This window comes from Trichormus variabilis 0441, assembly GCF_009856605.1.
GTDB classification, from domain to species: domain Bacteria; phylum Cyanobacteriota; class Cyanobacteriia; order Cyanobacteriales; family Nostocaceae; genus Trichormus; species Trichormus variabilis.
Window position 1 is genome coordinate 4,049,824 of record NZ_CP047242.1, and the last position, 23,497, is coordinate 4,073,320.

Sequence of the window (23,497 nt, forward strand, 5' to 3'; positions counted from 1 at the left end):
TAGCAAAAGTTATTAACTTACTTAATATCCCGTAATGATTGGAGGGTGAGGAGATAGAACAAAGCGATCGCCTATCATAAAACTAATAAGCGATCGCTTCATATTAGCTGAACTAACTAATCTTCTTGAGACACAGTATCATCAGCAGGTTGATTCGCTGGCTGATCATCTGACCAAGGATCATCTCCTTCAGGATAGTGAGAAACCATGACTAACTCAGACTCTTGTGAGTGGTCATGTCTCCATTCATCTAAAACATCTTTGATTAATACTTCTTGCACCCAAATTTTGGCGACAACAGTCAGGGGTAAGGCCAAGAATAATCCTAAAAAGCCGAAAAAGGTGACAAAAAATAGCTGGGAAATTAAGGTCACAGCTGGAAGTAATGAAACTTGTTGCGCCATGACGATCGGCGTGATGAAGTTGCTCTCAGTTTGTTGGATAATGAAATAAAGAATCAAGACAGCAACAACTTTCCACGGACTATCTAAAAAGGCGATCGCCATTGCTGGGACAACACTTAAGGTAGGGCCTAGATTAGGAATCAGATTCAAAAATCCGGCTAAAACGCCTAAAGCTAAGGCGGCTTTCACACCTAAGATTGACAAGCCAACTACACTCATCAGTCCGACTACACCCATTGCAATCACCGCACCTGTAACCCAACCCTCCAGCGAGACTTCGCATTTATCCAGAATTCCATCTACCCGGCGGCGATAAAAGGAAGGGAACAGCCTCACAAATACTTTGCGGTACGCAATGGGGTCAGCTAGCAACATCCCGGTTAAAACTAACACTAGCAAGACTTTGAGAACTACTTCCAGTGAGCCGGAAACAATGGCGAAAGAACTTCCCAAAACTCTATTAATAAAGGGTTGTGCTTGTTGGATCAGACTATTCAGATCGGGAATGTAAGGAACTAATTGGGCTGGGATGCGCGTTCTCAGTTCGTTAATCCAACCATTAAAGCGCTCAAACCCTTGGGGAACTCGATAGGTAAGTTCATTAAACTGCTCGGCAAAAGGTGGGACAATCAGCCAGAAAAAACCGATGACAATAGCGAAAAAGATAACTACAGCCAATACCACAGCCAATCCTCGTTTCACCCCAGAACGTTGAAAGCGTTTGGCTAGCCGATTTAAAGTGGTGGCTAAGACAACTGCGGCAAACATGAGCAGAAGTACTTCCTTAATTTGCCACAATATATATAGAGAAAGAACTATAGCGATTAAGCCGATCCATTGACCAAGGTTCACAGGCTGACTCCCAGCTGTTGATGTGATGCAAATTACACAAAATCCCAGGCTGATTTTAGCAATTGAGCCTGGATTCTTTAGTTAACTTTGTTTTTGTGTTTGGAATCGCCAGAAAAGAGCGATCGCCAAAATTATAGTCGGTGATAAAACTAAAATGAGCGCGTTGGTTGCTGTCGCCGGAATCGGCCACATCGGCGCTACATATTTAATTGAAACTGATATCAAGGCAGATATTATAAGCAATTTGAGAACAAAACTTAGCTGATTTTCCATAAAGTACGGCAATACACATTTTCAGGCGGGTATCCACTAATTTAAGTGGCACTATCAAATCTTTACAATAGACCTAAGAGTACACAAAAGTTTACCAATATTCGGGACTAGAGAATTGTACAGACGCCATTGATCGCGTCTCTAACAAATAATTTAAATTGAGGTTACATCAAAATGCCTGTTGAAACTGATAAAAAAAATTCAATTAAACCACCAAGGTTACGACAATTTGGCGGCAGTTTCCTGATTCTGCTAACTTTGCTGTTATTGCTTAACTTTATTGTTCCCAGTTTTTCTGGCCCTCGCTTGCCACAGGTTCCTTATAGTGACTTTATCGCTCAAGTACAAGCAGGTAAAGTAGATAAGGCGATTGTAGGGGGCGATCGCATTCAATACTCCATCAAAACTCAAACCCCCGACGGTAAAGTCGTAGACCAGGTATTTGCTACCACGCCGGTCGCTATTGATTTAGACTTACCCAAAATTCTCCGCGAAAATAATGTTGAGTTTGCCGCACCACCACCAGACCAGAACGGCTGGATTGGAACGCTACTAAGTTGGGTAGCACCACCATTAATTTTCTTTGGGATTTGGGCATTTTTAATTAATCGTCAAGGTGGTGGCCCAGCTGCATTGACAGTCGGGAAAAGTAAAGCCCGGATTTACTCAGAAGGTAGCACTGGGGTGAAATTTCTCGATGTGGCTGGGGTGGATGAAGCCAAGGCGGAATTAGAAGAAATTGTTGACTTCTTGAAAAATGCCACTAAGTACACAAATTTAGGTGCGAAAATTCCTAAGGGTGTGTTGTTAGTCGGCCCTCCTGGGACTGGTAAAACTTTACTAGCAAAGGCGATCGCTGGTGAAGCGGGTGTACCATTCTTCAGTATCTCTGGTTCAGAATTTATTGAGTTGTTTGTCGGTGTCGGTGCGGCGCGCGTCCGTGACTTATTTGAGCAAGCCAAAAAACAAGCTCCCTGTATCGTCTTCATCGATGAGTTAGACGCATTAGGTAAATCTCGCGGTGGTGCTGGCGGCTTTGTTGGCGGTAACGACGAACGCGAACAAACCCTCAACCAATTACTCACAGAAATGGATGGCTTTGATGCTAATACAGGTGTAATTATCATCGCCGCTACCAACCGTCCCGAAGTTCTAGACCCTGCTTTGCGCCGTCCTGGTCGCTTTGACCGCCAAGTCGTAGTCGATCGCCCTGATAAAATTGGTCGAGAAGCAATTCTCAAAGTCCACGCCAGAAATGTGAAATTAGCGAATGATGTCGATTTAGGTAACATCGCTATCAAAACACCTGGTTTTGCTGGTGCAGATTTAGCCAATCTTGTGAATGAAGCTGCACTATTAGCCGCCAGACAAAATCGCCAAGCTGTCGTGATGGCTGATTTCAACGAAGCTATTGAAAGGTTAGTAGCTGGCTTAGAAAAACGTTCTCGTGTCTTGAATGAAACCGAGAAGAAGACCGTCGCCTATCACGAAGTTGGTCACGCCATTATCGGCGCATTAATGCCGGGCGCTGGTAGAGTTGAGAAAATCTCTGTTGTTCCTCGTGGTGTTGGCGCTTTGGGTTATACAATTCAAATGCCTGAAGAAGACCGCTTCTTGATGATTGAAGATGAAATTCGCGGGCGAATTGCTACTCTGTTGGGTGGACGTTCGGCGGAAGAAACAGTCTTTGGTAAAGTCTCCACCGGTGCAAGCGATGACATTCAAAAAGCCACGGACTTAGCAGAACGTTACGTCACTTTATATGGAATGAGTGACAAATTAGGGCCAGTAGCTTTTGAGAAGATTCAACAACAATTCCTCGAAGGTTACGGTAATCCTCGCCGTTCCATTAGTCCCAAAGTAGCTGAGGAAATCGACCGCGAAGTGAAGCAGATTGTAGATAATGCTCACCACATCGCCTTGAGTATCCTGCAAAATAACCGTGACTTGTTGGAAGAAACTGCACAGGAACTTCTGCAAACAGAAATTCTCGAAGGTGCTGCACTCAGGGAACGCCTCAGCCAAGCTCAAGCACCAGAAGAACTACAAGAATGGTTGCGGACAGGTAAGATATCGGAAGATAAACCCCTAATGCAAACACTTCTGGTCTAAAGGTTCCACCTTTAGGGACTTCCAGATAAAAAATATCCAAATTGTAGGGTGCGTCAGTGCAAGAAAATCTAGCTGTACCAAGAAATTATTCATAAGTAGCGCACCCTTACTAACTTTTGTCCCCCACTGAATTTGTTACTACGAATTCAGTGGGGGACATTAAGCTTTTAACTTCTCTTTTGGTGACCAGTAATTGATAATGGGTAATAGAAAAACCAATTACCAATTAGCCATTACCCATCATCAACCATATCATCAGAATTAGACGGACTTGAAATTACAATCTTCTCCCAGGGTATTCAATTTCGCTACTCTTGACCTCTTCTGCTGTTAATAACTCCCGAATTAGACGCACAGTAGCTTTCTGCACTAATTGATTAGCAACTTGCTGTCCCAAACGCTGCACACCTGGATTGAAAGCCAACTGAGCAACTTGAGGTGCAAGCTGGGATGGGTCAAAGCCACGGGTTTCTCGTAGAATATTTAAGATATTTTTGATATGTTCTAAGGTCTGTTGTTGCTCAACTGTCGCGGCTGGAGTTTCGTTGATGGCTGTGATACCGACTCTTTCTCTGAGGAGGTAGGTAAAGTTATGCAGCACATTTTTACTTAAAGCATTAATTCCGTTGAGAAATTCATCGACCAACTTATCTCGAATAAAAGAGCCACGTTCAGACGAAAGAAAATCTACACCTTGATTCACTACTAAGTTCAAGTCGTAGTCTTGGTTTTTCCGCGCATTACGTAATAAGTTTTCTAACCGATTCCAACGGAATCTACCATCTTTAAAGAGTAAGTCTCGCAAGGATATTCTTAATTCTGGTGCTGGGTCGGTTAACAAACGTTTCGCAACGTAGGGATAAGCCTCACTCAAAACTTTAAAGTTGGGATCTATATAGATAGCAATTCCTTCCAGGGTGACGAGGGAGCGAATGATTAAAGCGTAGTAGGGAGGTACGCGGAAAGGATACTCATACATCAATTCTGATAGCTCATCAGTGATGCTTTTAATGTTAAATTCGGCTACGCTAGCCCCTTGAGCATTGGCAAAAACTTTGCCAAATGCGGGAATAATTGGGGTGAGGTCTGTTTCTGGCGAGAGAAAATCTAATTTAACGTAGTCTTTTGCTAACCCTTCAAAGTCACGATTAACTACATGAACGATCGCCTCAATTAAACCATAACGTTGTGGTGGTTTAATCTCACTCATCATCCCAAAGTCTAGGTAAGCTAGTTTACCGTCTGGTGTGGCTAACAAGTTACCAGGATGGGGGTCAGCGTGAAAGAAGCCATGTTCTAAAAGTTGTCTTAAGGAACACTGTACACCAACTTCGATTAAATAACGGGCATCTATCCCTTGGGCGCTAATTTCTGCTGTTTGGGTGAGTTTTGTGCCGTTGATCCACTCCATCGTCAAGACACGACGGTTAGTATATTCCCAGTATATTCTCGGCACATATATGTCTTGTATATGACCGTATAGTTGAAAGAAGCGTTCAGCATTTTCACCTTCGTGGATATAATCCATTTCTTCAAAAATGCGATCGCCTAATTCATCCAAAATCCCAACTAAGTCACTGCGTACCCTCTTGACTTTCTTTTGTACCCAAGCCGCTAGCCCACGTAAAATATATAAGTCAATCGTGATTCGTTCTCGTAAATCTGGACGCTGGACTTTAACTGCTACTTCTTCCCCTGTTTTTAATTTACCTTTATAAACTTGTCCCAAAGAAGCCGCCGCAATTGGTTGGGCTGAAAGTTCGGCGTAAACTTCTTCTGGTGACTGTCCTAATTCTTCTTGAATGAATTGGTACGCAATTTCGTTAGGAAAAGCCGGTAACTGGTCTTGTAACCTTGTCAGTTCTTCTAAATATATGGGGGGGACTAAATCTGGTCTAGTAGATAAGGCTTGACCAATTTTGATGTAAGCAGGCCCTAGTTGCGTTAATAATTCTTTTAACTGAATAGCTCGACGGCGATCGTTTTTGACGACTACTCCCCGTTTAGTATCCCACCACAACCCGAAGACAAAGGAGAAAGTAGGCCCCAAAACAGCAAAAATCCGCCGCAAAACTTGCAGTGGTCGATGACGATAATGCTCTGCTACCGCTACAGGGTCGTAAACTATTGTCTCAGGTTCGAGATTGTTAGTTACCAACACCTGGGGTCTTTCAGGGCTTACGGTTCCTGATGAGCGCACAACCAAGGCTTGTGTATCCTTTAGCTGTAGTTCGCCCTCAATCGGTCGGGAATTTGGGGGAAGTGTCTTCACAGTCATGAATAGAGCCACCGGTCGGATTGAACTTGTTAAGTATTGTAACAATATCTTTACAGGAAATTGCTAATTTAGTCTGGGAATTGAGAACTAGAGACTTAGGAAGATAATTTACCTAGTCTTTTTCTACTCCTTTGCTCCCCGTCCTGCCTTTTTTGTTACACTTGAATGTGCTTGCTAATTCAATGGTAGTAGGTATTGCTGGTTGCCGAAAGTGGGAAATATCCGGCATCTGCCCCTCTAGGAGAATATGGCTTGATGTTGCTTTGCCTGCGGATTGAAAATTTTGCCCTGATTGATCAACTGGAACTGGATTTCGGCGCTGGTCTGAATGTTTTAACAGGTGAAACCGGCGCGGGAAAATCAATTATTTTAGATGCAATTGATGCTGTGTTAGGTGGGAAAGTTTCTAGTCGGGTGATTCGGACTGGAACATCTAGGGCAATGGTGGAAGCCACTTTCACCACAAATCCCCCCTTAGCAGCTTGGTTGACAGAACAAGAAATAGATTTAATTGACGATAATTCTGTGGTCATTAGTCGAGAGATCACCGTTAGTACTAGTAATATCCGCAGCCGATCGCGGGTGAATGGTGTGTTAGTCAATCGCCAACTTATGGGCGGACTGCGCGATCGCTTGGTGGAAATTACAGCCCAAGGTCAAACAGTACAAGTAGGGCAATCAGCCCAAGTCCGGGACTGGTTGGATATGTACGGTGGTGATGCTTTAATTCAGCAGCGTCAACACATCGCCACAGCCTTTAGTGCTTATCAGCAAGCCCATACAAATTTAGAAAAGCGCCGGACATCGGAACGGGAACGACTGCAACAACTGGACTTATTAACCTATCAAGTCCAAGAGTTATCAACAGCCAATCTCAGCGATCCCCAGGAATTGGAACAACTGCAACAAGAACGGGAACGCCTGAATCATGTTGTTGATTTACAACAGATGAGTTACAAAATCTATCAGGCTTTGTATCAAACCGAAGATGAAACCCTAGCCGTCTCAGACCTCCTTGGCGACAGCGAAGCCACCTTAAACGATATGGTGGAATATGACGGGCAGTTACAACCATTGTTAGATTTGGTCAGGGATGCTCAAACAGCCATTACAGAAGTAGCCAGACAAATTAATACTTATGGGGAAAGTTTGGAAGCAGACCCCCAGCGCTTAGAAGAAGTAGAAGAACGGATTCGAGAGTTAAAACAAATCTGCCGCAAGTATGGCCCCAGCTTAACAGAAGCGATCGCCTACAGCGAAAAAATTCAAGCTGAATTGGCAGCCCTCAACGATAGCGAACAATCCATCGAAAGTTTAGAACAGCAGGAAAAAGTCTGTTTTGAGAAACTAACTCAGTCCTGCCAAAAGTTAACTCAGTTACGCAAGAAAACAGGCGCTACCTTAGAATCTCGGTTGATAGCCGAACTTAAACCCTTGGCAATGGAAAAAGTCAAGTTTCAAGTAGAAATATTGCCAATTGTGCCAACATCTGCTGGTGCAGACAAAATTACCTTTATGTTTAGCCCCAACCCAGGGGAACCACTACAACCATTAACAGAAATTGCTTCTGGTGGGGAAATGAGCCGCTTCTTACTAGCCCTGAAAGCTTGTTTTAATCAAGCTGATGCAGCAGCAACATTAGTATTTGATGAAATAGACGTTGGGGTTTCGGGGAGAGTAGCACAGGCGATCGCCGAAAAATTACATCAGTTGAGTCAAAGCCACCAAGTATTATGTGTTACTCACCAACCCTTAGTAGCAGCAATGGCAGATAAGCATTTCCGCGTAGATAAGCAGACTGTTACCCAGGGTAAGGGTAAAAAATCTAACAATGGTAATAGTGAACAGCGTACTGTGGTACGTGTAACAAACTTAGATGATTTGACTACCCGCAGGGAAGAATTAGCCCAGTTAGCTGGTGGAAAATCCGCCAGTGATGCGATCGCCTTTGCAGAAAGTTTGTTAACCCAAGCGGCTAATCACCGTCAGGGACAGAGGAGTTGAAATTGTAATACTCCGTTAATTAGCCGCATCAAAAACTTGCTGTGCGGTTAAATTTAACTGGGGAAAACTAGGTGATGCGATCGCCCTATTCCCTTGAAATGCCGTCATCTGATATTCACCTTCAACTAGTTCACAGACGAAAATCGTCGGTTGTTTGGGATTACCAATAAACTTTCTTGCACCCAACGCAGCATAATCAGCAATCCAATATTCGGGAATGCCTAATTCTTCGTAATCCCTAAATTTGTTGTAGTAATCGTCACGCCAATTTGTTGATACAACCTCAACTACCAAAGGAACAGATGCAGCTTGACTAACTGTTGACTGCTTTTGAAAAAGGGGTTCATTCTTCAGATTATCAAGATTGAGCAGCAATACATCAGGTGAATAAGCAGATTCGCCAGCAGGAGTTTTGATTAATGTAGTTTTGGGTATGGTGTAGGGAAGGTTGAGGCGATCAAATTCTACAGTAATCTTACGAGCTATAAATCCCACAACTTTTTCATGCTGTCCGCTTGGGGGTGGCATTTCAACAACTACTCCCTGATGCAATTCATAACATTTACCGTCGTTAGGATACCATTCGCTAAATTCATTGAAGGTTAATAATTTGGTCAATGCTTGGGTCATGATCTTACCTCCACACCCAAGATTATACATTCATAAAAATTACGCATGAAAATGAAATAGGGTTTGGGCAAATGTTGGAAACCCTTACACCCCTACACCCGTTCTCAAAAGAAAATCTGGGTGCGTAAGTTCTAAGTCAGCGACGCGACTATTGACCAGTCGGCTCTATTGTCACTCTGACAAAAAAATTACTGAAGTCCGGTTTGCTTCCATCCCGATTATGGCCGGGAGTAAAGTTTTCGTTTTTGAACAAATCACCAACAAGTTGCTCATATAAGCTTTTTTCAGATTGTAAACTTGCTGGCTCCATTTTGAGAATGATCGCCTGCTGCACGTTACCATTTTTATCAATCACTAAACTAGCTAGTAACTGTGCCGGCTTAATTGGGGAATCGCCAGGAAGATAGCTAGAGTCTACAGTTTTTGAACTGCTTCCTTGATATGCGGAAAGAACTTCCGGTAAATCATTGACTAATTGGCGTGCTTCTGATTCTGTCAGTGGTGCTAATGTGGCGATCGCTCCCCTGGCGGTAGAATTTGCATTATTCTCAGTCGGGGTGTTTGCAGGTTCTTCTGTTGGAGTTGGTGTATATTGCTCAGTGGGAATTTTTGCAGTTTCTCCAGTTGGGGTTTGTGAATTTTCCCCAAATGGAGTATTTGCCGTTTCACTGTTAGGAGTGGCTGAGTTATTCTCCGTCGGAGTCTTTGTCGTTTCTCCAGAGGATGTGTCTGGGGTGTCTTCGTTATCTCGCGGAGTTTTGTCTTCTACTGTTTCCGACTGTTGTACTTGTTCCGGTGTAACAGGTGGAATATCTGAAGGTAGAGGTTTTCCCTGTCCCAGTTCAATTTCTTCACGACGATTCCAAGGAAGCTCACCTACTGGAACTGTTGGTGTAGGTTTGGGTTCTGGTTGTGTGGTTTGTGTAGGTGTAGGTTCTGGTTCGGTAGTCTGTATAGGTGTTGTTGTAGACTCAGCTTGAGAAAAGACTTCCGTCTTAGACGGAGCAAGATTATTTCTGTCTGGCTGGGACTGCTCACCAGAAGTTATGATCTCAGCATCCTGATTTGTAGAAGTTGGTGGTGCTTGTGCTGTGGTGGTATTAGATACAGACTGTTCAGGTGGTGACGAAGCAGGTTTATCTGTAGAGTTAGTCTGAGGCGTAACTTCTATCAACTCTATAGGGACAACACTTTGATCTTGCTGTGGAAACCACAACCCTACCGTGCTAGATGAACGTATCAACCAAAAAGCTAATAAGTGGAGTGAAGCTGAACCTAGCGCTACAGCAAACCATAGACCAGGTGGATCATTATGTCTCCGCCAGACTTTAGCGGGAGTGGGAGTTTTATCCGCTACCGATGTTGTCATATTTAGATATAAATATACGATTCGGAGCTATTGCTGGTGAATCTAGATGAATATTAACGGTTAACCATTAATTCTGATTTCACAGCAAAAGTCAGAACTGTTTCATCTATTCCTTTAAGTTTTAGCGGACTACCTTTAGTAATTTCTTCGTCTTGTAAATAATCTGCTACAGCAGCAGAAACCAAGATTGTACCGGGAACAGCAGCAGATTGCAATCGAGCGGCGATATTGACACTAGGCCCAATAGCAGTATAGTCGGCACGTTCGGCACTACCAAACATTCCTACAACAGCCGTCCCTTGGTGAATACCACAGCGAAACTGCACACCGCCATAATCATGGGTATCAAATATCCCCTGATCCCGCCAACGCTGGTTTAGTTGAGCTAATGAGCTGTGCATGGCTCTAGCCGTATTCACTGCTCGACGCACCTGCTCATTAGGTGTGAGTTCTTCTGGCGCTCCATAGAGAGCTAAGATAGCATCCCCCATAAACTTATCTACAGTGCCACCATTATCAAACACAGCTTTAGTCATGAACTCTAAATACTCATTCAGTAATTCTGCCACTCGCCGGGATCTGAGAGTGTTGGCTAACTGTGTAAAACCAACGATGTCACTAAACAACACCGTAATTAAACGCGGTTCTGGACGCAAATCTAAACTTAAAGAACCAGCAGCCGCTTTTGACACCAACGCAGGCGGTAAAAAGCGCTTAAGAACTGATTCTGTCAGGTAAGTATTTAACTCCAAAACTCGCTTTTCATTTTCCTTCAAAGCTAAAAGATTACGAACCTCTGCTAGAAGTTCCCTGTCATTAAATGGTTTTGCTAAATACGCATCTGCTCCATGTTCTGTGCTTTCGATGCGGGTTTCCTCATCTACCTTTGCGGTTAGCAAAATGATTGGCGTTCCTTTCACTTTTTCGTCATTACGGATCATGCGAATCATCTCTAACCCTGTTACTAAAGGCATCATCAAATCAGTAACAATTAGATTAGGAACAAGTTCTTGGACTTTACTAAATCCTTCATAACCGTTACGAGCTGTATAAACTTGATAACCACTACGGCGGAGAATATCGGATACATAAGTTCGCAGATCCGGGTTGTCATCAACAACGAGGATTGAATGTGTAGATTGCTGTGTGCTGTTTGCTGTATGCTGCTGAGTCTCAGAAATAGGTAAGGGATTAATAGTTTCTATATCTATATTTTCTAGTGTTGTTTCTACCAGTTCTAAATCAGCTAGTTCTACACTAGCGCGGCTAGTGGTCAGCTCAACGGGCGTATCTGATACTTGCTGTAGAGGTAAGTGAGCATTACCGATAACTAGCCATAGGGTAAAGGTTGTACCTTTGCCATAGACTGATTCAACAGTAACTCTGCCACCGTGTAGTTCTACTAATTCTTTAACTAAGGCTAAACCTAAGCCGCTACCCTCGTAGGAGCGGTTTTCTGAACCTTCGGCTTGGCGGAAGCGCTCAAACAGATGGGGAATTTGCTCTTTAACAATGCCAATACCTGTATCTTGGACTTGCAAGATGCAGTGGTGTCCCTGAGATTGTAACTTGACACTGATTGTGCCACCTTCTGGTGTAAATTTCATGGCATTTGATAGGAGGTTATAAACCACCTTGTCAAATTTTTCCATGTCTATATAAACTGTAGGACATTCATCTAATTCGGTAGTCAGATGTAGTGCCTTTTTTTCACAGTAGGGGCGAAATGATTCAACAATTTGACTGACAAAATCTACTAAATCACAAGGACGGAAACTAGGCTGCATTCTCCCTGCATCTAAGCGTTGCAAATCTAATAGTTGGTTAACTAACCGCAACAGCCGTCGGGAGTTACGCAAAGCGATCGCACTTTGGGCGTAAGATAAACCCTCGCCTGTTCCCACTGCCGATTCTAACGGTCCTTGAATGAGGGTGATGGGAGTACGAAATTCATGGGATATGTTTTGAAAAAATTCTGTTTTTTGTTTGTCTAATTGCAGCAAGCGCTCGGCTTGTTCGCGGGTTTTTTGGTATAAATGAGACTGCTGTACGGCGATCGCGGCTTGTGCGGCTACAGCTTTTGCCAGTTCAATATCAGCTGATAGCCACTGCCTAGCTTTCTTGCCTTCTCGCAGAGTAATACTGCCTATACATTTGCCATCTGCCAGCAAAGGGACAACCATGAGCGATCGCGCTGGCATTTTCAAATTTAAATCAAACCTTTTGGTTTCCCAATCTGAATGATTCATATCCGTAATTATTACAGGCTGATGGGTTTTTAATATTTCCTGTAAAATTGGATTTTCTAAAATAGGTGCTTGTGACTCTGGTAATTCCTGAGTTATCAGACGGTGATTGTCCAACGAGTCTTCGCTATGTCGAGAACTATCATACAAGCCAACACACTTGACAAACTCATCCTCTTCCGTCCACAAAGACAACACACAGCCGTCAACTTGTAAAGCTTGCCCTAATTTTTGGGTAATTGCCGCAAAAATATCTTCAGGATTAAGACTAGAGCGAATCGCTGTTGTAATGGTATTGATCAAGGACTCTCGTTTTGCCAGCGCCCGTACTTGTTCATAAGCGTAGGCTTGGGACAAAGCCAAGGCAGCTTGATCCGCCACCATTAAAACTAACTGTACTTCTTCTTCTCCCCAGACCCGTGCTTGGGAACATTGATGCAGTGCCAAAACAGCCATCAGTTCTTGTTGGCAAATCAGTGGCACAACTAAACTAGAACGGATATCAGCCGCAGCAAACGCATCAGTTCTGTGCTGTAGTTCTGGGCTATCTCCGTGAAGGCGCTCATCACCTGCCACATCATGAATTATCTGCACTTCGCGGGTTTCCCAGACAGTATCAGCCAGAATCGTCAGGGGGGCAGAATTATGTATAGTTTTCTCTATGGCAGCTGGAGAATATTTCTGGTAGACAAATCCTTCATCTACTAATTGTCCATCTTGAAAGGAACGTAATAGACAGACATCCACCTCTAACATATGACCAACTGTATCGACAATTGCTTGCAAAATTTGTCGATAGTCTAAGGCACTGCGAATTGTGTTGGTGACAGTGTTCAGCAGTGATTCTTGGCGGAGCGTGCGGGTGAGTTCACGAGTGCGAGCTTTCAGAACATTGTGAGTATCTAGGGCTTGGCGGACTACAGCTTTGAGTTCTTCGGCTTCCCAAGGTTTGGTGACATATTTAAATACCTTACCAGCATTAATTGCTTCTACTAAGTCTTCTACGTCAGTGTAACCAGTTAAAATAATCCGAATAATATCTGGATATTGTGTAGCTGTCAGGCTCAAAAATTCCGTACCACTCATGATCGGCATTCGTTGATCGGAGATGATCACTGCGATCTCTCCCTCTTGCGCCAGCAGATCCAGTGCCGCAGGTCCAGATATAGCTCTCAGCACCTTGTAGTCACGATAAAAGGTGCGGTAAAGCAAGTCAAGGTTGTCTGGCTCATCATCAACAACCAAAATTTTGGGCTTACTGTTTACTGGGGATTTCATGCACCGCTTTCCTGCTGTAACGGCAGTCGGATAAAGGTTAATCTCATTGGGAAGGATTGGTTCACAGTAATTTGCCTCAATGGCTTTTTAGGGCTGCCATTTGCGCTAGCGCAGTGCAATTGGTCTCATTATCGATTTTTGCTTTACAGATTTGATGCTTATTAGTCAAATCTTGCCTCACCTCCAACAAACACATTTCAGTCTTACTGTATACATTCTTCGAGTCTGGTGCAAAAACCAGATGAAGCTACATATTAAGTTTGCCCGTTGCGACAGTTGTGCTAACACATTTAAGTAAATTTTATTTATAGCAGTTATCTTAGAGTAAGAGGACTGGAATTAGGGGCTAAGCTTTCTCCGTAAACTTCCGTATTCAAAGATATGACAGAGCGCTCACGCTGCCTAAGTTTTGTCGAAATCTCGAAATTTTATGTCACCATCCGAACAGAATTGGGCTAAGAGTGCGAAAGCCTACGGAGATGGATGGAAGAACAGTTGACAACTGACCACTGACCATTGACTATTAAATCAATTTACAAGTTCAATTTTCCCAGTTGCTGTTTAGAATATTTGAGAAGATTTTATTTGGATAATATTAATATTCAACTAGCCTTGACATCCTGGTTTTTTGATCCATCTAGCCACAAGCCAGTTACAGCAGATACTGAGCCAAGTTTTCGCCAAGTTCACATTCGTGCTGCTACACCTGCTGATTTGACTAGTATCGCCCAAATTATTGCAGAAAGTTTTCACTCTCAGAATGGTTTCTGGGGGTGGGCTTTTCCACTACTCCGTTTGGGTATTTATGAAGATTTCAAACATCGCCTGTTATCGCCTGCTCCCCATCACCTTTGTTTGGTTGCTGTGGAAACTACTAACGATGGAGTTGATCAGTTACTGGGAACGGTAGAAGTTGGTGTACGCTTTAGTGATTACTGGACGCAGACGGGCAAAAGTTTTCCTTACCTATCTAATTTAGCCGTTCATCCTCAATACCGTAGGCATGGTGTGGCTTCAAAATTGCTTGTCAGATGTGAGCAAGTTTCTCAAGAATGGGGATTTCAAAACTTATACCTGCACGTTTTAGAAAATAACTATCAAGCACGTCAGCTTTATTTTAAGTTAGGATATCAGGTACACAAAATTGACTCTCATTGGAATAGTTTTTTATTTCGACGCTCTCAACACATTCTTCTGCACAAACAAATCAATATCACTTCGACTGGCTAATTGGATTGTTTGTGGGAAAAAGTGGTGTGATACAAGGGGCTTTCTTCTACCCTTCGTAGATAGTAACTCCATACAGTCGTAATTGAAAATTTATGGTCTATGGGGTATCTATCATGTAATTATTATTCTCTGAACAGATTTTTTAAGTCATGAATTTGCATCATTCACCTTAATATTTTGGTTAAACATTATGAATTTGTAAGCATTCACCACTCACGAATAAGACATTCATAGATTTTGCCGTAAGATTAACTCCATAAATCCGTATGCTATCCTTTGCTCTGAACTCAGTTCTAATCTCTACGGACAATCGCTATGAATCGTTGTGTGAGGATGGTCTTAAATGAAGTTGTACTAACTTTTCTGTGGAAATAATACTCTTTCAGTTTTTTGATTAGCTTTATACTATTTCGACTAAGAAATATAATATGAATATTCCATCTTCACATAAAACGTTAATTTGCTATAATATTGGCAAATATAAATATTCTGAAATATCAATATTTGAATAAATAGCAATATCAGTAGAACTACCTTATAGAAACTTTTGAATCCTTACAATAACTTATCATTAAATATATTGGACTTTATCAAAACTTTAAATAAATTACACATATTTTAGAGACAATGTTGATTAATTCACATACAATGTGGTTACTTAATTAATGATTTGCATTAATATATTTGTATCTTAGTTAAATTGAACAGCCAATTTATACTACTAAGAAGCAATAAAAACTGAAGTGGTTTTTAACCATAAATATCCACTTTAAGTTGTCCACACAACTCAGTTATTAAAAAGTTTGCAAAAACATGGATAGCGAAAAACTCCAGCGCTATCAGATTACTATGGTATCAACTTACTACCCTGACACAAGTTGCCTTGACGATTTTGTCATGCTAGATGGGACTGAGCAATCACATAGCTCGGACGTTCTGACACTTCTGCACAGTGGAGAAGTTTTTATCGTCAATAGTCGGAGACGGAACGGATTAATATTATTTAAGCGCTACCATGCAGAATTTGCGGGTCCAGGGGCAGCGATTGGTGGGGACTATGATTGTGATTGTCAAAAGGTCATACCCATAGGTAATCTTTCTTTGTTAAGCCCTGAATCTTATGAAGAACGCCAAAAAGCTTATTTAATTCGGCGACAATGGATTCGTTTAATTAAACAAATTACAGAAAACCCAGTACCTCAGCAGCGAGTGCAGAAGATTCTGGATCAATTCGAGCAATACTTTCCGCCTACGACAGTAGCTGATTTACCCGATGTTGCTTTTGCTTTGTTAGTAGGAGTGCTACCACAAACGGCGGGAATGGTACGTCGTTGGGGCAGTGAAACTGAATAGATTTATCTTTGGTAATTGGTAATTGGTAATTGGTGTCTCCTCTAGACCTATGAGTTATGCCTTTATTAAGGCCGTTTGTATATGATTAAGCGTGCGGATGTTTTCTTCAGGTGTACCAATTGTAATTCTCAATCCACCGCTAATCTGGCGTACTAGAGTGCCAGAGTTTTTGAGTTGTTGATGAAGATTTAGTAAAGCAGTGTCTGGGGAATTTTTGTTATCGGTTTTAAGCTGCAAGAAAATAAAGTTTGCTGCACTTTCAGCAACGGCTAATTCTGGATATTTAGAGAGAGCAGTAATGAGTTTAGCGCGCTCATTGAGTATTTGGGGAATGGATTCTAGTAAGATGGCGCGATTTTGTAAGGCAACTAAAGCAGATGTAATAGAAAAACTAGGTAGATTGTAAGGTAAGCGGACTTTTTCTAAAATAGCGATCGCCTCTGGATGAGCGACACAATAGCCCACGCGCATGGCTGCTAATCGGAAAGCTTTAGAAAATGTGCGTAAAATTACCCAATTAGGACGCTGTACTAATTCGCTAATTAGGGTAGTTTGGCTAAACTCGAAGTAAGCTTCGTCAACTACGACTAAAATTTGCTCACTGAGACTTTTTAACCATCTCAACTCATTTGTAGTTAAAGGATTAGCGGTTGGGGAATTGGGATGAACGACGAACACCACGCGAATGGGTGGATTTTGAGTTTGTTCAATTGCAGATTGAGCTGCTGTTAAGTCTATTTCAAAATTTTCGGGATTCCTTGATACTGTCACGACAGGAATACCCAAAGTTTGTGCCAAAATCCCGTACATGGAAAAGGTGGGATTAGCAACTAGAATAGATCCTTGCGCGCCTAAACACGTAGCAATTAATAGAGAACGGATTAATTCATCTGAACCATTACCGACAGATATGTTAGCGGCGGTAATGGGTGATGATGAAATATTAGCTGATTCGTTAACATATTGAGCGATCGCATCTTTAAGTTCTTCATGTCCGCCGTCCGGATAACGATTGCTTTCAATGACCTGCTGAAAAGTCCAGGCGAGCTTTTGTTTTAACTCAGGAGGCAAATCACAGGGGCTTTCATTAGTATCCAACCGATCCAATTGAGCAGGGACGGCTGCATCTGTATCGCTGCTGGGGTGGGGTTTATAGGCGGTGAATTGGGCTAAGTCTGAGCGAATAAAAGGAAGCATAAGTTTTAGTCATTAGTCATTGGTCATTAGTCATTAGTCATTAGTTAGTTATCTTGATTTATAACTATGGACTATTGACTATTGACTATAGACCAAGTTCATATCTTACCGCTTTCGGGTAACTGACAAAATAGGCTAATTGCTTGCCATATTTCTTCCATGACATTACCTAAGGCGTGGTTGCTGTCGAGTTCTATTAGTTCCACCCAAGGGCGGGAATGAGCAAAATCGCGGCTGGCTGTGATGGGAATGACTTCATCATGTTTGCCATGCAAAATCAAGGTGGGGATGGGGCGTTGTATGTGGTCTTCTTGGTATTGAGCCGCATCTGTGACGAAATTGTAGCTTAGGGGGAGCGACGTTCCTTCACCATAATGGTAAACCGGGTAATATCCGTTTTGTTGCCAACTTTGTACCGCTCCTTCACCCATTTTGGGTAACCAATGGGATAAAAAACCAAATGCTGGCGCTAATAAAACTAAGCGTTGTACTTGTAAATATCGCTGTCCCAGATGAGCAGCAGTTAAACCACCTAAACTGGAACCAATTAGCGTTATTGGTACAGAATCATCAGGGAAAGTCGCTGCTATTTGCTGAATCTGGCGCGTGATTGTTAACTGGGAAAATTCACCAGCATTGAGATCAGGGATTGTTAGCTGTGTGTGAATTTGGGCAAAACGCTGACGAATATCTTGTGCTTTAGCAGATTGAGGGCTAGAAGCAAAACCGTGGAGGTAGATGTATTGGGTCATTGGTCATGGGTCAGTTGTCAATAGTCCATTGTGATTCTTCTGGCGTTGCTGATTGAGGGGATGATTTTTATCTCACGCATTCGCCGCCAGGCGTTCTCGCAGAGTAGGCGCAAAGGCGCAAAGAATCAATATTTTGCTGTGTATAAAAGTCTCAATTCATCCCGCATTTATGCAATGCCATTCTTCTTTGCTTTCCCTGCTTCCCCTGCCTCCCCTGCCCTTCTGCATCTTCATCGCATAGTAACAAACTCCTCGGCGGCGGAGGGATGAATACCGACGGTGGCATCAAAGTCTTTTTTGGTTGCACCCATTTTGACAGCGATCGCTACACCTTGGATAATTTCAGCAGCATTTTCACCCACCATGTGCGCGCCTAAAACTTTATCGGTGTTGGTATCAACCACTAATTTCATCATGATGCGCTCTTGTTTGCCTGTGAAACTGTGATACATAGGACGGAAGCGGGTGCGGTATATTGTGACTCCTTCATCACCGAGTTTTTCCCGCGCTTGAGTTTCTGTTAGCCCGACTGTGGAGGCTTGTGGGTTGGAGAATACCGCAGTTGGTACAGTTTCGTGGCTAAATTCTCGGCGGTTGTTACCAAATTCACTATCGGCGAAGGCGCGACCTTCCCCAATGGCTACGGGAGTGAGGTTTAAGCGGTCTGTGACATCACCAACAGCATAGATATTGGGTTGACTGGTTTGGCTGTATTCATTGACGGCAATGGCGTTCATGGTGCTGTATCCTGGCCCCTCTACGGAACTGGCAACAACATCAACACCAGCATTTTCCAAACCTAAACCATCTACATTGGGAACCCGCCCTGTGGCTACTAAAAATACATCGGCAATAATTGGTTCTTGGTCTCCAGATAGATTTATTTTCAAACCGTCTGGGACTTGTTCAACTGCTGTGACTACGGTATTTGGGATAATCCGAATACCGTGATTTGTCATGCCATCTTGAATTTCGGTACGGATGTCTTCATCAAAACCTTTGAGAATTTTGTCGCCTCTGGTAATTTGGGTGACTTCTGAACCTAAACCACGCATGATTCCGGCAAATTCCGTGCCGATGTAACCAGAACCGATAATAGCGATGTGTTTTGGTTGGGTTTTTAGGTGAAAGATTTCATTGGAGGTGATGCCATATTCCATTCCTGGTAACTCTGGCTTGAGGGGACGACCACCAACGGCAATTAAAATTTTATCGGCGGTATATTTGCGATCGCCTACTTCTACTGTGTGGGTGTCTACCAAAGTAGCACGACCGGATATCAGTTCTACCCCGGCTTTTTCTAAAAAGCTGATGTGCAGTTGGGATAATCGCCGGACTTCCTTATCTATAGATGTGATGAAATGTTCCCAATTTAATTCTGCCTTACCAACTTGCCAACCATAGCCTGCGGCATCCTCGAACAACGCGGGAAAGTGAGAACCATAAACCATGAGTTTTTTGGGTACACAACCCCGAATTACACAGGTTCCACCCACTAAATCATTTTCGGCGATCGCTACTTTTGCCCCGTAGCTAGCGGCTCGTTTAGAAGCAGCTAAACCACCTGAACCAGCACCGATGACAAACAAATCATAATCAAAAGTCATAATAACCTAACATACTATTTGCTGATATTTTAATGTAACAGTTGTTATTAGTCAGTTGTCAGTTGTCATTGGTCAGTAGGGGCGGGTTTATGAAGATCATCGTCCAAGAGTCAGGATATCTGTAAACCCGCCCGTACAGTTGTCAACAGTCAACAATTTTTCTGCTATTACCTTTCATTTTGAACCAAATCCGCCACCGCCAGGGGTTTCTATGACAAAGACATCCCCCGGATTCATCTCTACTGTCGCGGTACTATCTAAAGTTTCTTGGGTTCCATCGTGGCGTTCTATCCAGTTGCGTCCTACTTGTCCGGCTTCTCCACCATTTAAACCAAAGGGAGGAACTAAGCGATGTCCAGAAAGAATATTCGCTGTCATAGGTTCTAAGAAACGGATGCGGCGCACTACTCCATTACCACCGGAGTATTTTCCCTTACCTCCACTGTGGGAACGCAGACTAAAGCTTTCCACGAGTACAGGATAGCGGGTTTCTAATACTTCTGGGTCAGTGAGGAGGGAATTAGTCATGTGGGTATGAACTGCGTCTGTACCATCAAAGTTAGAACCTGCGCCGGAACCGCCGCAAATGGTTTCATAATATTGATAGCGATCGCTCCCAAAGGTAAAATTATTCATGGTTCCTTGAGAAGCGGCCATCACACCCAACGCACCATATAAAGCATCAACAATGGTTTGGGAGGTTTCCACATTACCTGCTACTACTGCACCTGGGTAAGTGGGGTTTAACATACATCCTTCGGGAATGATAATTTCTAAAGGTTTGAGACACCCCGCATTGAGAGGAATGTTATCATCAACCAGCGTCCGAAAGACATATAAAACTGCTGCTTGGGTGACGGCTTTGGGAGCATTGAAGTTACTATTTAATTGCTCAGATGTGCCTGTAAAATCAATTTCTGCACTACGGGTTTCCCTATTTATAGTTACTTTAACTTGGATTTTAGCGCCGCCATCCATTTCATACATAAACGAGCCATCTTTGAGAACATCAATTGCTCGTCTCACTGATTCTTCAGCATTATCTTGGACAAATTTCATATATGCTTGGACTGTTGCCAATCCATATTGAGCCACCATTTTATGTAGTTCTTGAACTCCCCTTTCATTGGCGGCGATTTGTGCTTTAAAATCAGCGATATTTTGGTCAGGATTACGAGCAGGATAAATATGATGTGCTAGTAAGTTTCTTACTTGGCTTTCCTGAAAATTTCCGGCTTCCACTAAGAGAAAATTATCAAAAAGAATTCCTTCTTCTTCTACTGTAGTACTGTGAGGAGGCATGGAACCGGGAGTAATACCACCGATATCAGCTTGGTGTCCGCGAGAAGCAACGAAAAATAATGGTGTGAGGTGATTTTCTTTAGTTTCTGGAAATACGGGGGTAATGGCTGTGACATCTGGGAGGTGAGTTCCGCCGTTATAGGGATTATTGGATAAATAGACATTCCCCGGTTTTATGGTGTCGCTTTTATCATTAATTAAACTGCGGACGCTTTCACTCATTGACCCCAAATGTACAGGAATATGAGGAGCATTTGCAACTAATAATCCAGAGGAATCGAAAATGGCGCAGGAGAAATCCAGTCTTTCTTTAATATTGACTGATGTGGCAGTATTTTGCAGAACAATTCCCATTTGTTCAGCGATAAATTGATAGAGATTTTTGAATATTTCTAAGCGGACTGGATCTGGCTGAGATGTTATGCGCATTTTTGGATTTTTAAAAATAGCAGTTTCCAAGAAAGTAATGAATGCTGAGTAATAAATACCAGTTTCTAGACTCTAATCTCTTTTTTAAAATCGTTGTAAAATCAAATGATTGTGTTTATTTAATCTTGCCTGCCAACTAGGTTCAACTACAATCGTGCTAATTTTTTCGATGATGATAGCAGGGCCGCTAATATTATCTTCTGGCTGTAAATCTTCTCGGCGGTAAACGGGTGTATCATTCCATTGATCTGCTGTAAACATTTGGACTGTTTCCACAGATTTGGGTGCTGCATCTATCGGACGAGTACGAGTAATTAATGGTTCGTCAGGAGTATTTATTTTTTGAATTACTTCTACTGACAGAGATTCAACAATTAGGCTTTTGGCTGACTGGATGAAACCATAACGAGATTTATGTTCTATCTCAAATTCTTGTTTCATTGTCGTCACATTTGAGGAAAAGGCTACTGTCAAAGTAGAGTTGGTTCCTGCATATTTTAAATTTAATTTTTTTATTATTATCTCTTCATTAGTTGTTTGCTCATTGCTAAATTCATTTTTGGCTTGAATTTCTAAAAACTCCATCAACGGCAATAATTGAGGGATTAATTCTTCAGTTAGAGGTTGTTCTACCCCTGCGACTCTGGTAGCACGGATATCAGCTAATCCCATACCATAAGCGGAAAGTACTCCAGCATAAGGATGAAGGAATATCTTTTTCATACCTAATGTATCAGCAATTAAACAAGCAACTTGTGCGCCTGCGCCACCGAAACAGCAAAGAACATAATCAGTAACATCATAACCGCGTTGCAAACTGATTTTTTTAATCGCATTTGCCATATTTTCTACTGCTATGGCGATAAATCCAGCCGCTACTTGTTCTGGTGTACGATGATTTCCTGTAATGGATGCAATATCTTGAGCTAGTTGAGTAAATTTTTCAATGACAATATCTTTATCTAAAGGTAAATTGCCATTATTTCCAAACACAGAAGGGAAATATTGCGGGTGAATTTTACCTAACATTACATTGGCATCTGTGACAGCCAAATTCCCACCACGCCGATAACAAGCAGGCCCCGGATTTGAACCAGCCGATTCTGGCCCGACTCGGTAACTAGAACCATCAAAAAATAAAATTGAACCGCCGCCAGCAGCAATTGTGTTAATTGCTAATACGGGAACTCGCATTCGTGCGCCAGCAATTTCTGAGTCTAATTGACGTTCATACTCACCTTTAAAATGGGCAACATCTGTACTTGTACCCCCCATATCAAAGGTGATTACTAAATCAAAGCCTGCTCTTTTACTAGTTTGAATTGCCCCAACTATACCGCCAGCCGGGCCGCTTAAAATACTATCTTTTCCCTGAAATTTATCAGCATCAGTTAAACCGCCATCAGATTTCATAAACATTAATCTGATATGAGGTAACTGACTAGATACTTGGTTGACATAGCGCCGCAGAATCGGAGTTAAATAAGCATCAACTACTGTTGTATCTCCTCGACTTACCAACTTCATTAAGGGACTAACTTGGTGGGAAATGGAGATTTGAGTAAAGCCAATTTCTTGGGCAATTTCGGCTACTTGTCGTTCGTGAGTAGGGTAGCGATCGCTGTGCATCAAAACAATGGCACAACTACGAATTCCTGTATGGTAAACTGCTTGTAAATCTTCTTTTAATTGTACAATATTGACAGGTGTTAATTCCTTGCCTTGGGCATCATAGCGTTCCTCTACTTCCACTACCTGTTCATAAAGCATTGTCGGTAAAATAATTTGCCGAGCGAAAATATTCGGACGATTTTGATAGCCGATTCTTAACGCATCTTTAAATCCTTTGGTAATCAGTAGGACAACCCTATCTCCTTTTCGTTCCAACAGCGCATTTGTTGCTACTGTTGTTCCCATTTTAACTACTTCTATTGCTGCATCAGGAATGGGTTGATTATCCGCAAGCCCTATAATATCTCGGATACCCTGGATAACTGCGTCTTGATATTGCTCAGGATTTTCGGAGAGTAATTTATATACTATTATCCATTCTTGATTAGGTAGAGGAACAATCAAAAAACGTTCGTTTGACTTTGATAATCTCTCTACGATCTCTGGATTATGGGTAACAGCAACAATATCTGTGAATGTACCACCCCGGTCAGCAAATACTTTTAACAT

General features: G+C 42.4%; 15 protein-coding genes. 4 read left to right on the forward strand and 11 right to left on the reverse strand.

Annotated features, from left to right (window positions below; all coding sequences use genetic code 11):
- Positions 1-116: 116 nt before the first annotated feature.
- Together GSQ19_RS16460 and GSQ19_RS16465 are read right to left on the reverse strand one after the other, a co-directional pair.
- On the reverse strand, positions 117-1,256 hold the full coding sequence (locus GSQ19_RS16460; RefSeq protein WP_011319018.1) for an AI-2E family transporter: 1,140 nt from the start codon (positions 1,254-1,256) through the stop codon (positions 117-119).
- Between the two features lie 81 nt (positions 1,257-1,337).
- On the reverse strand, positions 1,338-1,529 hold the full coding sequence (locus GSQ19_RS16465; protein ID WP_104009916.1) for a hypothetical protein: 192 nt from the start codon (positions 1,527-1,529) through the stop codon (positions 1,338-1,340).
- Positions 1,530-1,703: 174 nt separating this feature from the next.
- Here GSQ19_RS16465 and ftsH point away from each other — a divergent pair, with 174 nt between their 5' ends.
- A complete protein-coding gene (gene ftsH / locus GSQ19_RS16470; RefSeq protein ID WP_011319019.1) occupies positions 1,704-3,641 on the forward strand; it encodes an ATP-dependent zinc metalloprotease FtsH in 1,938 nt (645 codons plus the stop codon).
- A 277-nt stretch (positions 3,642-3,918) separates the two neighbouring features.
- Here the strand turns inward: ftsH and GSQ19_RS16475 are convergent, their stop codons facing one another.
- On the reverse strand, positions 3,919-5,919 hold the full coding sequence (locus GSQ19_RS16475; protein WP_011319020.1) for an ABC1 kinase family protein: 2,001 nt from the start codon (positions 5,917-5,919) through the stop codon (positions 3,919-3,921).
- Between the two features lie 255 nt (positions 5,920-6,174).
- On the opposite strand from GSQ19_RS16475, the gene recN reads away from it, so the two are divergent.
- Positions 6,175-7,923, forward strand: coding sequence for a DNA repair protein RecN (gene recN / locus GSQ19_RS16480; RefSeq protein ID WP_011319021.1), 1,749 nt, complete (start codon positions 6,175-6,177; stop codon positions 7,921-7,923).
- Positions 7,924-7,938: 15 nt separating this feature from the next.
- Here recN and GSQ19_RS16485 read toward each other — a convergent pair whose 3' ends face one another.
- The 3 genes from GSQ19_RS16485 to GSQ19_RS16495 all read right to left on the reverse strand — a co-directional run bounded on the left by GSQ19_RS16485 (position 7,939) and on the right by GSQ19_RS16495 (position 13,446).
- A complete protein-coding gene (locus tag GSQ19_RS16485) occupies positions 7,939-8,553 on the reverse strand; it encodes a Uma2 family endonuclease (RefSeq protein ID WP_011319022.1) in 615 nt (204 codons plus the stop codon).
- Positions 8,554-8,701: 148 nt separating this feature from the next.
- Complete coding sequence (locus GSQ19_RS16490; RefSeq protein WP_011319023.1) at positions 8,702-9,922, reverse strand: hypothetical protein; 1,221 nt, start codon at positions 9,920-9,922, stop codon at positions 8,702-8,704.
- Positions 9,923-9,975: 53 nt separating this feature from the next.
- On the reverse strand, positions 9,976-13,446 hold the full coding sequence (locus GSQ19_RS16495) for a response regulator (RefSeq protein WP_011319024.1): 3,471 nt from the start codon (positions 13,444-13,446) through the stop codon (positions 9,976-9,978).
- 585 nt (positions 13,447-14,031) lie between these two features.
- Here GSQ19_RS16495 and GSQ19_RS16500 point away from each other — a divergent pair.
- The gene (locus tag GSQ19_RS16500) at positions 14,032-14,676 is read left to right on the forward strand and encodes a GNAT family N-acetyltransferase (RefSeq protein ID WP_224311858.1); all 645 of its coding nucleotides are present in this window, start codon (positions 14,032-14,034) and stop codon (positions 14,674-14,676) included.
- Positions 14,677-15,489: 813 nt separating this feature from the next.
- On the forward strand, positions 15,490-16,029 hold the full coding sequence (locus tag GSQ19_RS16505) for a hypothetical protein (protein ID WP_011319026.1): 540 nt from the start codon (positions 15,490-15,492) through the stop codon (positions 16,027-16,029).
- A gap of 54 nt (positions 16,030-16,083) precedes the next feature.
- Here GSQ19_RS16505 and GSQ19_RS16510 read toward each other — a convergent pair whose 3' ends face one another.
- The 5 genes from GSQ19_RS16510 to GSQ19_RS16530 form a co-directional block, all read right to left on the reverse strand.
- Positions 16,084-17,226 carry a histidinol-phosphate transaminase gene (locus tag GSQ19_RS16510; protein WP_011319027.1) on the reverse strand — a complete coding sequence of 381 codons (1,143 nt, stop codon included), beginning with the start codon at positions 17,224-17,226 and terminating at the stop codon, positions 16,084-16,086.
- A 98-nt stretch (positions 17,227-17,324) separates the two neighbouring features.
- Positions 17,325-17,978, reverse strand: a complete 654-nt coding sequence (locus GSQ19_RS16515; RefSeq protein ID WP_011319028.1) for a YqiA/YcfP family alpha/beta fold hydrolase — start codon at positions 17,976-17,978, stop codon at positions 17,325-17,327.
- A gap of 230 nt (positions 17,979-18,208) precedes the next feature.
- Positions 18,209-19,585, reverse strand: a complete 1,377-nt coding sequence (gene gor, locus GSQ19_RS16520; RefSeq protein WP_011319029.1) for a glutathione-disulfide reductase — start codon at positions 19,583-19,585, stop codon at positions 18,209-18,211.
- A gap of 174 nt (positions 19,586-19,759) precedes the next feature.
- Entirely contained in the window at positions 19,760-21,316 is a 1,557-nt protein-coding gene (locus GSQ19_RS16525; protein WP_011319030.1) for a hydantoinase B/oxoprolinase family protein, read from the reverse strand.
- Between the two features lie 84 nt (positions 21,317-21,400).
- On the reverse strand, positions 21,401-23,497 hold the full coding sequence (locus tag GSQ19_RS16530; RefSeq protein WP_011319031.1) for a hydantoinase/oxoprolinase family protein: 2,097 nt from the start codon (positions 23,495-23,497) through the stop codon (positions 21,401-21,403).

Excerpts from the sequence above, each read along its gene's own strand:
- GSQ19_RS16465 (WP_104009916.1), bottom strand. The coding sequence starts at position 1,529 with ATGGAAAATCAGCTAAGTTTTGTTCTCAAATTGCTTATAATATCTGCC.
- ftsH (WP_011319019.1), top strand. The coding sequence starts at position 1,704 with ATGCCTGTTGAAACTGATAAAAAAAATTCAATTAAACCACCAAGGTTA.
- GSQ19_RS16475 (WP_011319020.1), bottom strand. The coding sequence starts at position 5,919 with ATGACTGTGAAGACACTTCCCCCAAATTCCCGACCGATTGAGGGCGAA.
- recN (WP_011319021.1), top strand. The coding sequence starts at position 6,175 with ATGTTGCTTTGCCTGCGGATTGAAAATTTTGCCCTGATTGATCAACTG.
- GSQ19_RS16485 (WP_011319022.1), bottom strand. The coding sequence starts at position 8,553 with ATGACCCAAGCATTGACCAAATTATTAACCTTCAATGAATTTAGCGAA.
- GSQ19_RS16490 (WP_011319023.1), bottom strand. The coding sequence starts at position 9,922 with ATGACAACATCGGTAGCGGATAAAACTCCCACTCCCGCTAAAGTCTGG.
- GSQ19_RS16495 (WP_011319024.1), bottom strand. The coding sequence starts at position 13,446 with ATGAAATCCCCAGTAAACAGTAAGCCCAAAATTTTGGTTGTTGATGAT.
- GSQ19_RS16505 (WP_011319026.1), top strand. The coding sequence starts at position 15,490 with ATGGATAGCGAAAAACTCCAGCGCTATCAGATTACTATGGTATCAACT.
- GSQ19_RS16510 (WP_011319027.1), bottom strand. The coding sequence starts at position 17,226 with ATGCTTCCTTTTATTCGCTCAGACTTAGCCCAATTCACCGCCTATAAA.
- GSQ19_RS16515 (WP_011319028.1), bottom strand. The coding sequence starts at position 17,978 with ATGACCCAATACATCTACCTCCACGGTTTTGCTTCTAGCCCTCAATCT.
- gor (WP_011319029.1), bottom strand. The coding sequence starts at position 19,585 with ATGACTTTTGATTATGATTTGTTTGTCATCGGTGCTGGTTCAGGTGGT.
- GSQ19_RS16525 (WP_011319030.1), bottom strand. The coding sequence starts at position 21,316 with ATGCGCATAACATCTCAGCCAGATCCAGTCCGCTTAGAAATATTCAAA.
- GSQ19_RS16530 (WP_011319031.1), bottom strand. The coding sequence starts at position 23,497 with ATGTTAAAAGTATTTGCTGACCGGGGTGGTACATTCACAGATATTGTT.